Origin of the sequence: Microbispora sp. NPDC049633, from assembly GCF_040675265.1 — a bacterium.
Classification (GTDB): domain Bacteria; phylum Actinomycetota; class Actinomycetes; order Streptosporangiales; family Streptosporangiaceae; genus Microbispora; species Microbispora maris.
The window spans coordinates 19,135-32,361 of record NZ_JBFAOO010000080.1 but is presented as its reverse complement, the minus strand read 5'-3'; the positions used below and the strand labels follow the sequence as shown (position 1 = coordinate 32,361).

The following is a 13,227-nucleotide window of genomic DNA, read 5'->3' as shown; positions in this document are numbered from 1 at the left end:
CGAGCGAGTCGAGCGGGCCCAGGCCGCGGTCGGCGACGGCCGCCGCCCCGCCGTCATGATCGTCCTCGGCGCCCTCAATCGACCGGGTCAGGGCGGCCTCGCCGCCCGCGATGACGCCCTGCACGAGCTCGGGGTCGGTGCCGAAGGTCGGCGGGCACTCCGACGCGTCGAGGACGCCGAGCCTGCCGGACGTCCCCGCGCCCACGTAGAAGAGGCGTCCGCCCCCGCCCATCCGGGCGACGATGGCGTCGACGGCGGCCGAGACGGCGGGGATGGCCCTGGCCACCGCGCCGGGCACCGTGGCGTCGGCCGCGTTCATCAGCCGGGCGATCTCCTCGGTCGGGAGCCGGTCGATCTCGCGGTACCGCGGGTCGCTCTGCTCGGTGAACAAGTCGCCCTGCTCTGTGAACAAGTCGCCCTGCTCTGTGAACAACTCGCGCTGCTCGGTGGAGAGCTGCTCGGTGGACAGGCCCGCCAGTGGGTCAGTCATCTCGTCCCCGTCGTTGGAATCCGTCTCCCTCGTGCCGCCCGGGCTCACCGGCGGCTCGCCGGCACGGCCACCACACTGCGGCGTTCGGGGTGGAAGCAGGCGTGCCGCTGCGGCGTGCCGCCGTCGTGGCCGAGCACGGGCCGCTCCCGCTCACACCGGTCCGTACGGAACGGGCAGCGCGGCGCGAACAGGCAGCCCTCCATGTGGTCGCCCGGATGGTCTCCCGGCGCCTCCACCGGCACGACCCGCTGCTCGCCCGGCGACTCCAGGCCGTGCAGCACCGGGATGGCCGACAGCAGCGCCTGGGTGTAGGGATGCACCGGCGCCGAGATGACGGTCTCGACCGGGCCGCGTTCGACCACCTGGCCGCGGTAGATGACGTACAGCTCGCCGTCGGTGCCGATGTAGCGGGCGGTCGCCACGTCGTGGGTGATGAACAGCACGCTCACCCCGAGCCGTTCGCGCAGGTCCTTGAGCAGTGCGAGGATGCCCAGGCGCAGCGACACGTCGATCATCGAGACGGCCTCGTCGGCGACGAGGACCTCGGGATCGACGGTCAGCGCGCGGGCGATCACCACGCGCTGGCGCATGCCGCCCGACAGCTGGTGGGGATAGCGCGGCAGCACGTAGCCGGGGTCGAGCCCGACCAGGCCGAGCAGTTCCGCGGCCCGTTCGTCCGCCCACGCGCGCGGCCGGCCCGTCTGCCGCGCGCGCAGCGCGAGCGGCGCGGCCAGCGCCTGGTGGATGGTGCGCGTCGGGTTCAGCGCGGAGTACGGGTCCTGGTGGACGAGCTGGACCCGGCGGAAGTACGGCTGCCGCCGCCGGTGGCTCAGCGACGACATCGCCACGCCGTCGATGACGATCTCGCCCGCGTCGCAGGTCTCCAGCCCGGCGATGATCCGGCCGAGCGTGGTCTTGCCGCAGCCCGACTCGCCGATGAACGAGACGGCCCCGCCCTTCGGGATCGCGAAGTCCACGCCGCGCAGCGCCGGGACCTCCCGCGCGCCGAGCACGCCGCCGCGCTGCCGGAACGTCTTCGTGATGCCGGTCCCGCCGATCATGCCTGGTCCTCCCCCGTCGCGGCGGCCACGGCCCGCCTGTCCCCCTCGTCGTCCCGTACGGCATGGCAGGCCGCCGACTGGGAGCCCCACGTCACGACGGGCGGGCTGCCGGTCTCGCACACCTCCACGCGCAGCGGGCAGCGGTCGCGGAACACGCACCCGCCGGCCGGGACGTCGGCCAGCGTCGGCGGGCGGCCCGGCAGGGCCCGCGCCTCGCCGATGTCGCCGACCAGGCGCGGGATGGCCCCGAGCAGCCCCCGCGTGTACGGGTGGCGTGGCCCGGCGAGCACCTCGCGGGTCGGGCCGTGCTCGACCACGCGTCCGCCGTACATGACGGCGAGCCGGTCGGCGACCTCGGCGACCACCCCGAGGTCGTGGGTGATGACGAGCGTGGTGAGCCCGCGCTCGGCGTGGACCTCGCGGACGATCCGCAGGATCGTCGCCTGGGTGATCATGTCGAGCGCGGTCGTGGGCTCGTCCAGCACGACGAGGCGGGCGTTCAGCACCAGGGCCAGCATGATGCCGACCCGCTGGCGCATGCCGCCGGACAACTCGTGCTGGTAGGAGTCGAGCACCCGGGCGCCGTCCAGGCCCATCCGGCCGAGCAGGCCCCGGGCGTCGGCCAGCAGGCCGCGCATGTCCTCGACGCCGTGCGAGCGCCCCAGGTCGAGCACCTGCTTGCCGACCGTCTTCAGTGGATTGAGGGAGTTCTGCGCCGCCTGGAAGACGTACCCGACGTACCGGCCCCGGGCCTGCCGCAGTGCCTCGCCGCCGAGTGCCACGACGTCGCCGAGACCGTCGATCTCGACGCTGCCCGCCGCGATCCTGCCGGGCGGCTGGACGGCGTTGAGCAGCGACAGCGCGAGCGTGGACTTGCCCGAACCCGACTCGCCGACCACGCCGGTGATCGTGCCGGGCGCCAGATCGAGGTCGACGCCGGACACCGCCGGGAGCTCTCCCGCCGGGGTGCGGTAGACCACGGTCAGCCCGCGGACCCGCACACCGGGAGGACCCTGCTCGGAGGTCATGCTCACTCCTCCCGCAGCCGGGGGTTGAAGATCTCGTCCATCGCGTCCACGATCAGCACGATGCCGAGCGTGAGCAGCAGGATCGCCAGCAGCGGCGCCAGCAGGTACGGCAACGCGGCCGTCGTGGTCAGCGCGCCGCCGCCGAAGACGGCGAGGTTGAGCATGACCCCCCAGTTGTTCGCCTCGAACGGCAGCACGCCCAGGAAGAACAGGCCCACCTGCGCGTAGACCGCGCCGGTCACCGCGATGAGCGCGTTCATCGCGATGTACGGAGCCATGCCGGGCAGCAGCTCCCTGCCGACGATGTGCGTGGTGGACAGGCCGAGCCCCCGGGCGGCCTCGATGAACCCGCGCTCGCGCAGCGACAGCGTCTGCGCCCGCACGGCCCGGGCCACGCCGCCCCAGCCGAGCAGCCCGAGCACCAGGCCCATCTCGACGGCGCCGGTGAACTTCCACACCGTCGACAGCACCAGCAGCAGCGGCAGGCCGGGGATCGTGAGCTTCATGTCGGTGAACCGCATGAGCACCGTGTCCCAGCGGCCCCGCCGGAACCCCGCGAACAGCCCGATGCCCGCACCGGCCACGACCGTGATGACGGCCGTCACGACTGCGGTCAGCAGGACGTACCGGGTTCCGGTCACGACGAGGGCGAGCACGTCCGTGCCCTCGAAGTCGGTGCCGAACGGATGCCGCGGGCTCGGCGGGGCGTAGAGCGCGCTCGTGTCGCGGGGCAGCGGGTCGGGGTAGAGCAGCGGCCCGAAGATCCCCATGAACGCGAACACCACGAGGATGACCGCCCCGGCCATCCGGCTCGGTTTGCGCCGCATGACCCGCCAGACGCCCCGCCAGAAGTTGCGGCGGAGCGCTGCCGCGGCGCCCGCCTCCGGCACGATCGTGCTTGTCATGCGGCCTCCCCTCCGCTGCGCACCCGGGGATCGATGACCGTGTAGAGCAGGTCGGCCGCGATGTTCGCGACGACGACCGCCGTCGTGATGAGCAGGAACGCCCCGCCCATCAGCGAGTAGTCGCGGTTGTTGACGCTGTCGATGAGCATCAGCCCCAGGCCGGGATAGTTGAAGATGCGCTCGATGAAGATCGAGCCGCCGAAGAGCAGGCCGAGCGAGAGCGCCAGGATCGTGAACAGCGGCAGGATCGCGTTGCGCGCGACGTAGCGGAAGATGATCGACCGTTTCATGCCGCGCAGCTCGGCGGCCAGGATGAAGTCGTCGCCGAGCACGGTGACCACGCTCGACTTCATCGCGAGGATCCACCCGCCGTAGCCGGCCAGCGCGTACGTGACGACCGGCAGGGTGGCGTGCTCGACCAGCGAGCCGATGTAGTCGGCGGTGAAACCGGGATCGATCATGATGTCGGCCGTCCCTCCTGCCGGAAGGATCGGAATCAGCGTGGTGAAGATCGCTCCGAGCAGCAGCGCCAGCACGTACTGCGGGACGCCGTGCAGCAGCGATCCGGAGATCGCGAGGAGGTCGCCGAGCACGCCGGTCCTCTTGATCGCCGCGTAGACGCCCATGACGACGCCGACGAGGAAGCTCAGCAGCGTCCCGGCGAGCACCGGGATCACGGTCCACTTGGCGGCGGAGAACAGCACGGCCGACACCCCGGCGCCGGGCACGGACAGCGACTGCCCGAGGTCGAGACGGGCCAGGCCGCCCATGTAGTCGACGTACTGCTCCCACAGGCCGCCCTTCGGCGTGAAGCCGTACAACGCCTCGACCGCGCGCTGGGCGGCGTCGGGGGCCATGCCCTGCTCGACGAGCTTCTGGTAGCGCGCCGCGAGCGGGTCGCCGGGGACGCTTCTGATGATCAGGAAGCTGATCGTCGTGACGACCAGGATCATGACGAGCCCGCGGGCCACATGGCCCGCGAGCCGCCGGAGGAGAACCGCCATGGACTACTGCTTCTTCTTGATCAGGCCGAGCTGGATCCAGACGCCGGAGGGCTGGCGCAGCAGGTCGCTCTCGTCCTCCGGGAAGCCGGTGAAGCGGTTGGTGTTGACGAACTGGGTGTTCACGTAGTCCCACAGCTGGATGACCGGAAGGTCCTGGTTGGCCGCCTTGGCGAGCTTGGCGATGACCGCCTTCTGCTCATCGCCGCTGACGCTGTTGAGCTGGGCGGTCAGCTCGCCGGGGTCGACCGTCCCGACGCCGTCGACGTCGATCGTCTCGGGGCCGCCCATCCAGTTGCCGTTCTTGCCGGGCGCCGAGTGCTTGACCTTGCCGCCGAGGATGTTCCAGCCGTTGGAGGTGCCGTACAGGCGCTGGAAGATGTTGTACGGCGCGGGGCCGAGCGCGATGAGCCAGAAGCCGAGGTCGTACTTGCCCTCGGCGAGCTCGGACAGGTAGAGCGGGTAGTCGGCGGTGGTCACCACTTCGGCGTCGACGCCCGCCGCGGTGAGCTGGCTGGTGATGGCCTTGGCCGCGGAGACCCAGTCGGAGAACGGCGCCGGGATGTGGATCGTCACCTTCCAGGGCTCGCCGTCGGGCAGCGCCCACTTGCCGTCCTTCTTCCGCAGGCCGGCCTCCGCGAACTCCTTGTCGGCCGTGGCCGGGTCCAGCTTGTACGGATCCAGCGCGTCGAGCTCGGCGCCGAGCCACTCCCTGGCGGCCTTCTGGTGGATGCCCGAGGTGGTCACGGCCGCCGTGCCACCCTCCGGAGAGGCGATCCGCGTGACCTCCTCACGGTCGATCAGGGAGGCCAGCCCGCGCCGCACGTGCACGTTGTCGTACGGCTTCTTCGCCTGGTTGAACGCGAGCGAGACGGCCACCGGGGAGTAGCCCTTGACGACCTGGTTGCCGGGCGTCGCCTTGATGCGCTTCATCACGTCGGCGGGCACCGCGGTGAACGGGGCGTTGTCGAGCGTGCCGGAGGTCAGGTAGTTCCAGATCTGCTCGTTCCCGGTGGTGTTGAGCAGCTTGAGCTGGTCGGGCGCGACATTGGCGGCGTTGTAGAAGTTCGCGTTCTTCACCAGCAGCGCCTCGCCGGGGTTCATCCGCTTCAGGACGAACGGCCCGGCCGACACGTCCTGGGGCGGGGCGAACGCGAGCACCTTCTCCGACAGCGCCTTGATCTCCCCGCGTGCCGCCTCCGCCTCCGCGCCGTCGCCGCGGGCGGTTTCGAGCGTGTCCCAGAAGTCGGCCGGGACGACGCTCTGCCACACGTGCCGGGGAACCACGAAGGCGTCCATGACCCCGCGCACGAACGTGACGCTGGGGTTCTTCATGTCCTGCGTGATCTTGATGGTCGCGTCGTCCACGACTTCGATCTCCGAGGCGGCGCCGGCCGCGCCGGGGTCGACCGCGAAGGCGGTGCTGCCCTGCGTGTAGGCCAGCGCGATGGAGAACTTGACGTCCTCGGCGGTGACGGGTTTGCCGTCCGACCACTTGTTGCCCGGCTGCAGGTGGAGGGTGACGGAGGAGTTGTCCGGCGCGATGTCCCAGCTCGCCGCGATGCCCGGGTAGAACTGGTTCGGATCGGTGAGGGTGTTCTTCGCCCAGGCGATCCTCATCGCGTTGTAGCCCCAGAACGCGTTGCCCTTGGGGTTCCACGGGTTGATCGGCGCGTTGACGTCGAGCGACGGCTTGTTGAGATCCACCGTGGTGTAGACGCCACCACCGCCGCCGGTGGAGTTCCCGTTCGTGCCGCCGCCGCTGCAGGCCGCGACGGCCGCGAGACTGAGCAACGCCGCGACCGCTGTCAGACGTTTCATTGACCGCTCCGGGGGGTGTGCTGTTGCGGATCTTGTCCGGACCTTATGCGCGGGCCCAGGGGCGGGTCAATAATCTGCAAAACTCGTGAGGGTTCTGCAACTTTCCTTCATCCAAGTCACGGCGAAACCGAGCGCCGCACCCAGTAGGTAGCCGACGCGGGGAGATCCGCCCGGAGCGCGACCCGCGGCCTCGAACTCACGGCCGCGGGAAGTACACGTCGTTCGAAGGGCGGTGCCATCGCCCTCTCTCGACTACCGGGTCACCACCCACTCGCCCTTCTGGTCGGCGAACCCGCTGTTCAGCGCGAACTGGAACTTGGCCGGCTTCACGTTCGCCGGGAGCTCGAACACGAGAACTCCCTTCCGGCGATCACCGGTGGTGACCGTCACTCCGCCTTGCAGACTGACTCCCTCGCGGACGTCGCCGAACGAAGCCCGGTACTGCTGACCCTGATCGTCGATGAGCATCGCCCCATTGGAGGGACTGTCGTCATAAACGGCCTGACCTGTGTTCTCGAGACGAAGCTCAACGGCCACATAGCGGCTTCCCGCCTTCGGCTTCAGGAAGTCGTTCGCGGGCGTGGCTTTATCGAAGACGTTGGTGACCGTCACTTTCACCACGAGGCCCGGGTCCCTGCCGTGCAGGGTAAGCGCGCCGCCGATCCCTGCCGACGGCTGGGCGGTTGTCGGCTCCGGCTCGGCGACCTGGCCCTGCGGCTCCGCTTCGGCCTCCGGCTGCGTCTCGGCCTCCGGCTGCGTCTCGTCCTGCTGCTGAGCGCGGGCAGCGGGGTCGGCGACAGGCTCTGTGGCCGTGACGACGTCCCGCGCACTGTTGCTCGCGAGAGCGAGGACGACCGAACAACCGCCGAACATCAGCAGGACTGCGGCGCCGATCGCGATCAGGATGAGCGGTGTGTTGCTCTTCTTAGGGGGCTGCGGAGGCAGGTGACCGTACCCGGCGGGCGGGCCGTAATGCGGCTGGAACTGCGGCCCGCCGGGCTGCGTATTCCACTGCTGCGGGTACTGCGGGCCTTGCTGGTGCGCCATCGTGGAGACTCCGAGTTGCTTGGTGCGCGGACGCTTCGCTGATTCGCCGTCCACCGACGTTCACCCGGGTGGACATCCCGCTAGACGGATGATCCATCCGCCCGGGTTACCGGTCCGGCCCGCAGAGACCGGATCGTTAAGCATGATCAGCACAGCCGCGGCACGGGGCCGGCCCGGTGCCCGCCGGTAGTGGCGGTCTTCTCTCCGGCCGGTCAGCGAACTGTTACTGGTCGCCTCCACACGATCACATTACGTTGCGAGCAAAGGCCCCGCCGTACGAGGAGGACTGGCGTGAAGTCCATCGCCCGATTCTGTGGCAACTGCAGCTGCGGCTGCCCCGAGCTGTTCGTGGACGCCGCCGCTCCGGCCGAGCGTCAGGTCGTCATCACCGACGACTTCGGCCAGAAAGTGGAGATGAGCCTCGACCAGCTCGGCTCGCTCGTGGAGGCGGCGAAGACCGGCGCGCTGGACGACCTCTCGCTCACCGGCTGACCGTGAACCCGGCCGCCCTGTTCGCCGGGGGCCTCGCCGCCGGTCTCGCCGCGGGCACGGCGTCGTGCGCCGCCGTCCAGGGCGGCCTCCTCATCGGCCTCGTCTCCCGGAACGTCTCCCGGAATGTCCCTGGCGAATACGTCTCAGGGAACGCGGCCGGCCCGTCCAGTCCCCTCCCGCCGGTGGCCGCGTTCCTGACCGGCAGGCTCGCCGCCCACACCGCCCTCGGAGCGTTACTCGGGCTGGCGGGCGCGGCCGTCCGGGTCGGCCCGGGCATCCGGGCGGCGCTGCTCGTCGCCGCCGGGACCGTGGTGGTCGTCCTCGCCGTACGGATGCTCCGCCGGCGTCACGAGGCGGGCTGCGCACCGACGGGGCAAGCGCCCGCGTGCACTCCGGGCGGCGGACCCTCACCGGTTCGCGCGCCCACCCGCTCCCCCACTCTCGTACGGGCGGCCGGGCTGGGCATGGCCACGATCTTCATGCCCTGCGGCGTCACGGTCGGCATGGAGGTGGTGGCCGTCTCCGCGGGTTCCGCGTCCGGGGGCGCGGCCGCGCTCGCCGGGCTCGCCCTCGGCACCACTCCCGCCTTCGCCGCCCTCGGGCTGCTGCTGCGCACGCTCGCCTCGACCAGGCTGGCCGCCCTGGCCGGGATCGCGGCCCTGGCCGCCGGGCTCTTCACCGTCGGCTCCGGCCTGCGGCTCGGCGGCTGGCTGCCGGACTTCTCACAGGCGCGGTTCGGCTCCCCCGCCGCCGCCGCGGGACGCGCCCTCACCGGGGCCGACGGCGTCCAGCGGCTCACGGTCTGGGCGACCTCCGAGGGTTTCCGGCCCGGCATCGCCGTCGCCGCCGCCGGACGGCCCGTCGAGATCGCCTTCAGGACGAAGGACAACCGGGGCTGCACGCGTACGCTCGCGATCGAGGACCGCGACGTCGTGCTCCCCGTGACCGGCGAGCGCGTGGTGCGGCTCGCGGCCCGTCCGGAGGGGCGGCTGCGCTACGCCTGCGGGATGGGAATGTACGTGGGCGTCGTCAGGTTCGAGCGCGTCCCATGACGCGTCCCATGACACCAACGTCTTACCAATAACCCTCCGTGACGACTCGGTTACGTGTCACCCTGTCTCCCATGACACTAGTGGGAGCGACGGAGGCGACCGCGTGGCCCGGGATACCGGTCCCGCGTACCCCTGAACCCCTGGATCCGGCCGAGGCGAACCTGCTCGACAGGGCCCGCGACGGCGACCGTGACGCGGCGCACCGGCTGGGCCGGCTGTGCGCCGAGCGCGACGACCGACTGGGCGCCCGGCACTGGTGGGAACGGGCGGCGCGGGCGGGCAACGTCGACAGCGCCTACAACCTGGGGCTGTGGCACCGCACGCACGGGACGACCGAGGAGGCCATCGGCTGGTTCGAGCTGGCCGCGGCCACCGGCGACGCGGACGCGGCGACGAACCTGGCCTCGATGCTGCTCGAAAGGCGCGGCGACACCGACGCGGCGCGTACGTGGTTCGAGCGGGCGGCCGAGGACGGCTCCCGCCACGCGGCCCGGCGACTGGCCCTGCTGTGCGAGGACCAGGGCGACGGCATGGGCGCCCGGCGCTGGCATTTCAGGGCGGCCGTGGACGGCGACCTGCGCTCGGCCCACGACCTGGGCTTCCTGGGCTACGCCGCCGGCGACGAGGCCGAGGCGCTGCACTGGTGGGAGTACGCGGCACGCGGCGGCCACGCGGAGGCCGCCTATCACATGGCTCTGCTCCTGCACGCCGCCCGCGACGAGAAGGGCGCGGAGGCGTTCTACCGGCTGGCCGCCCGCGCCGACCACGCCGGCGCGGCCTTCCGCCTCGGCGACCTGGCGCTGGGCCGGGGCGACTTACCCACCGCGCGTGCCTGCTTCGAGCGGGCGGCGCGGACCGGGCGGCCCGACGCGCGACGGATGGCCGGCCTCGTCTGCGCCCGGATGGACGACAGGCAGGCGGCCGCCCACTGGTATGAGCGGGCCGCGGCCGACGACCCCGAGGCCGCCTTCCGCCTCGGACTGCTGCTCGTCGCGGAGCACAACGACCTGAAGGGCGGGCGTCACTGGTTCAGGCGCGCGGCCGAGTTCGGGCACCACGGCGCGATGGTCGAGCTGCGGACGCTGCTGCCCCTGCTCGGCGCGTCCCCGGACGCCGAGGACTGCCTGCTCGACCCGCCCCCGCCCCGCTGGAACCGGCCCGCCGAACCCGCGCAGGCCGCGCGCGCCGAGCTCGCCGTGGCGGCGGCGCGCAGGCGCGGCGATTCGGCGGCGGAGCCCGCGGACCTGGTCGAGATCCTCGGCACGTGGGATTTGGTCACCGGAGACCTGATCACCGGCGGGAATCTGGTCATGGGCGATCCGGCCGGCGCCGGCCTGCCGGACGCGGACGAGACCGGTCCGGCGGACACCGTCGGGCGGCTCGCCCGGGCGAGCGGACTGCACCGGGCCGCGATCGAGCATCTCGGCCTGGTGCGCGCCACACTGCTGCGGCCGGGCACGGCCCCCTGGCCCACCCCGGCCGAGGTCGAGCACGTGCTCGGCACCGCGAGGGACCTGCGCAGACGGCTCGACCTCGGTCGTACCTGACGAATCAGGCCATGCCGCGCGTGGCTCAGGCGGCGAGGATCTCCGGGACCGGCGTGTACGACAGGTCGTGCGCCACCGCGACCGGCTCGTTGGTGAGCACGCCGGCGTGGGTGTTGAGGCCGAGGCCGAGCGCCTGGTCGCCGCGCAGCGCGTCCTTCCAGCCCTTGTCGGCGATCTTGACGACGTAGGGCAGGGTGGCGTTCGTCAGGGCGAAGGTGGAGGTGTTGGCCACCGAGCCCGGCATGTTGGCCACGCAGTAGAACACCGACTCGTGCACCCGGAACGTCGGGTCGTCGTGCGTGGTCGGGCGCGAGTCCTCGAAGCAGCCGCCCTGGTCGATGGCGATGTCGACGAGCACCGAGCCCGGCTTCATGCGGGAGACCAGGTCGTTGGAGACGAGCGTCGGGGCCTTCGCGCCCGGGATGAGCACGGCGCCGACGACCAGGTCGGCCTCCAGCACGGCCCGCTCGATCGCGTACGACGTGGAGACCAGCGTCTTCAGCCGGCCCTGGTAGATGGCGTCGATGTGGCGCAGCCGGTCGATGTTGACGTCGAGGATCGTCACGTCCGCGCCCATCCCGACGGCGACCTGCGCCGCGTTGAGGCCGGAGACGCCGCCACCGATCACGACGATCTTGGCGGGGGCCACGCCGGGCACACCGCCCGGGAGCACGCCGCGTCCGCCGTTGAAGCGCATCAGGTTGTACGCGCCGACCTGGGGGGCCAGCCGGCCCGCGACCTCCGACATCGGGGCCAGCAGCGGCAGCCCGTTGCCGACCTGGACGGTCTCGTACGCGATGGCGGTGGTGCCGGCGGCGAGCAGCGCGTCGGTGCAGGGCCGGGAGGCGGCCAGGTGGAGGTAGGTGAACAGGATCTGGTCCGCGCGGAGACGGTGGTACTCCTCCGCGATCGGCTCCTTGACCTTGAGGATCATCTCGGACTCGGCCCACACCTCGTCGGCGCCGTCGACGAGCTTGGCGCCGGCCGCGAGGTACTCCTCGTCGGTGATGGAGGAGCCGAGGCCGGCGCCGCGCTGGACGCTGACCTCGTGACCGTGACGGACGAGCTCGTGGACGCCGGCCGGTGTGGCGGCGACGCGGTACTCGTGGTTCTTGACCTCGGCGGGCACGCCGATCTTCATGAGTTGTGTCCTTTCAGGCGGTCACTCGTCACGGTCGCCCCCTACCCGGCCGAACGAGCTCCATGGTCTACAGGCGGGCCCACGCCTCGGTGAGCACCGAACGGAGAATCGACTCGATCTCGTCGAACTCCTTGGGGCCGCAGATCAGCGGCGGGGCGAGCTGCACGACCGGGTCCCCACGGTCGTCCGCCCGGCAGTACAGGCCGGCGTCGTACAGCGCCTTCGAGAGGAAGCCGCGCAGCAGGCGCTCCGACTCCTCCTCGTTGAAGGTCTGCTTGGTGGACTTGTCCTTGACCAGCTCGATTCCGTAGAAGTAGCCCGAGCCGCGGACGTCGCCGACGATCGGCAGGTCCAGCAGCCGGTCGAGAGTGGCCTTGAACACCGGCTCGTTGGCCGTGACGTGCTCGATCAGGCCCTCCCTCTCGAAGATGTCGAGGTTGGCCAGGGCGACGGCGGCCGACACCGGGTGGCCGCCGAAGGTGTAGCCGTGCGCGAAGGTCTCGGTGCCGTTCTTGAACGGCTCGAACAGCCGCTCCGAGGCGATCATCGCGCCGATGGGCGAGTAACCGCTGGTCAGGCCCTTGGCGCAGGTGATGATGTCCGGCACGTAGTCGAACTTGTGGCCGCCGAACATCGTGCCCAGGCGGCCGAAGGCGCAGATGACCTCGTCCGACACGAGCAGCACGTCGTGGGCGTCGCAAATCTCACGCAGCCGCTGGAAGTATCCGGGGGGCGGCGGGAAGCAGCCGCCGGCGTTCTGCACCGGCTCGACGAAGACGGCGGCCACGGTGTCCGGGCCCTCCATCTCGATGGCCTTGCCGACCTGGTCGGCGGCCCACCGGCCGAACGCCTCGGGGTCCTTCTCCAGGCCGGGGAAGCCGGAGATCTCGTCGGCGCGGTAGAGGTTCGTGTTGGGGGCCTTGATCGCGCCGGGCACCAGCGGCTCGAAGACCTGCTTGAGCGCCGGGATGCCGGTGATCGACAGGGCGCCCTGCGGGGTGCCGTGGTAGGCGATGGACCGGCTGACGACCTTGGTCTTCAGCGGCTTACCCTTGATCTTGTAGTACTGCTTGGCCAGCTTCCAGGCCGACTCGACGGCCTCACCGCCGCCGGTGGTGAAGAAGACGCGGTTGAGGTCGCCCGGGGTGAGCTCCGCGAGCCGCGCGGCCAGCTCGGCCGCCTTCGGGTGCGCGTACGACCACAGCGGGAAGAACGCGAGCTCCTGGGCCTGCTTGGCGGCGGCCTCGGCCAGCTCGGCGCGGCCGTGGCCGACCTGGACCACGAACAGTCCGGCGAGGCCGTCGAGATACCGCTTGCCGTGGATGTCGTAGACGTAGGCGCCCTCGCCGCGCACGATCATGGGCACCTCCCCTCCCTCGTAGGAGGAGTGGCGCGTGAAGTGCATCCAGAGATTGTCCTGTGCGGCCTTCAGTACGTCGGGGCGCGTCATCGCAACCTTCCCTCAGGTGATCCGTCGCTGGAGACAGTTTGCATGCCACTTCCGCGATTTGCCAAGTGATTACGTGGCTGCAATGTGGAAGAAGTTCGAATTCCGCTACATCGACATGTAACAGCAACGAAATCCGTCAAGGTAGATTGAGACCGTCCGGACGTGGAAGGTGGGCCCGCCGGACCGTGTGGT

The 13,227-nt window shown here is 71.1% G+C and carries 11 protein-coding genes and 1 pseudogene; 3 read left to right on the top strand and 9 right to left on the bottom strand.

The window, feature by feature from the left end:
* From AB0J39_RS21250 to AB0J39_RS21220, 7 genes and pseudogenes are all read right to left on the bottom strand, one after another.
* Positions 1–490 (bottom strand): annotated as a pseudogene (locus AB0J39_RS21250) (N-acetylmuramic acid 6-phosphate etherase); the annotation flags it as partial.
* A 44-nt stretch (positions 491–534) separates the two neighbouring features.
* On the bottom strand, positions 535–1,551 hold the full coding sequence (locus AB0J39_RS21245) for an ABC transporter ATP-binding protein (RefSeq protein ID WP_363467268.1): 1,017 nt from the start codon (positions 1,549–1,551) through the stop codon (positions 535–537).
* Complete coding sequence (locus tag AB0J39_RS21240) at positions 1,548–2,579, bottom strand: ABC transporter ATP-binding protein (RefSeq protein WP_363467267.1); 1,032 nt, start codon at positions 2,577–2,579, stop codon at positions 1,548–1,550. Before AB0J39_RS21240 ends, AB0J39_RS21245 begins: the two co-directional genes overlap by 4 nt.
* Before the next feature lie 2 nt (positions 2,580–2,581).
* Complete coding sequence (locus AB0J39_RS21235) at positions 2,582–3,484, bottom strand: ABC transporter permease (RefSeq protein WP_363467265.1); 903 nt, start codon at positions 3,482–3,484, stop codon at positions 2,582–2,584.
* Positions 3,481–4,488: an ABC transporter permease gene (locus AB0J39_RS21230; protein WP_363467263.1), complete on the bottom strand. Its 1,008-nt coding sequence runs from the start codon at positions 4,486–4,488 to the stop codon at positions 3,481–3,483. The genes AB0J39_RS21235 and AB0J39_RS21230 overlap by 4 nt, the downstream gene beginning before the upstream one ends.
* A 3-nt stretch (positions 4,489–4,491) precedes the next feature.
* Positions 4,492–6,306 (bottom strand): ABC transporter substrate-binding protein, encoded by a 1,815-nt coding sequence (locus AB0J39_RS21225; RefSeq protein ID WP_363467260.1) that lies wholly within the window; start codon positions 6,304–6,306, stop codon positions 4,492–4,494.
* A 252-nt stretch (positions 6,307–6,558) separates the two neighbouring features.
* Positions 6,559–7,407 (bottom strand): DUF4352 domain-containing protein, encoded by an 849-nt coding sequence (locus AB0J39_RS21220; RefSeq protein WP_363467257.1) that lies wholly within the window; start codon positions 7,405–7,407, stop codon positions 6,559–6,561.
* A 237-nt stretch (positions 7,408–7,644) separates the two neighbouring features.
* Here AB0J39_RS21220 and AB0J39_RS21215 point away from each other — a divergent pair, with 237 nt between their 5' ends.
* The 3 genes from AB0J39_RS21215 to AB0J39_RS21205 all read left to right on the top strand — a co-directional run bounded on the left by AB0J39_RS21215 (position 7,645) and on the right by AB0J39_RS21205 (position 10,444).
* Positions 7,645–7,845, top strand: a complete 201-nt coding sequence (locus AB0J39_RS21215) for a hypothetical protein (RefSeq protein ID WP_363467254.1) — start codon at positions 7,645–7,647, stop codon at positions 7,843–7,845.
* A gap of 2 nt (positions 7,846–7,847) precedes the next feature.
* Complete coding sequence (locus AB0J39_RS21210; RefSeq protein ID WP_363467252.1) at positions 7,848–8,897, top strand: sulfite exporter TauE/SafE family protein; 1,050 nt, start codon at positions 7,848–7,850, stop codon at positions 8,895–8,897.
* A gap of 71 nt (positions 8,898–8,968) precedes the next feature.
* On the top strand, positions 8,969–10,444 hold the full coding sequence (locus AB0J39_RS21205) for a tetratricopeptide repeat protein (RefSeq protein WP_363467250.1): 1,476 nt from the start codon (positions 8,969–8,971) through the stop codon (positions 10,442–10,444).
* A 25-nt stretch (positions 10,445–10,469) separates the two neighbouring features.
* On the opposite strand, the gene ald is transcribed toward AB0J39_RS21205, so the two are convergent.
* Together ald and AB0J39_RS21195 are read right to left on the bottom strand one after the other, a co-directional pair.
* Positions 10,470–11,585: an alanine dehydrogenase gene (gene ald / locus AB0J39_RS21200; RefSeq protein ID WP_363467247.1), complete on the bottom strand. Its 1,116-nt coding sequence runs from the start codon at positions 11,583–11,585 to the stop codon at positions 10,470–10,472.
* A 67-nt stretch (positions 11,586–11,652) separates the two neighbouring features.
* Positions 11,653–13,035, bottom strand: a complete 1,383-nt coding sequence (locus tag AB0J39_RS21195; protein ID WP_363467245.1) for an aspartate aminotransferase family protein — start codon at positions 13,033–13,035, stop codon at positions 11,653–11,655.
* Positions 13,036–13,227: the final 192 nt, after the last annotated feature.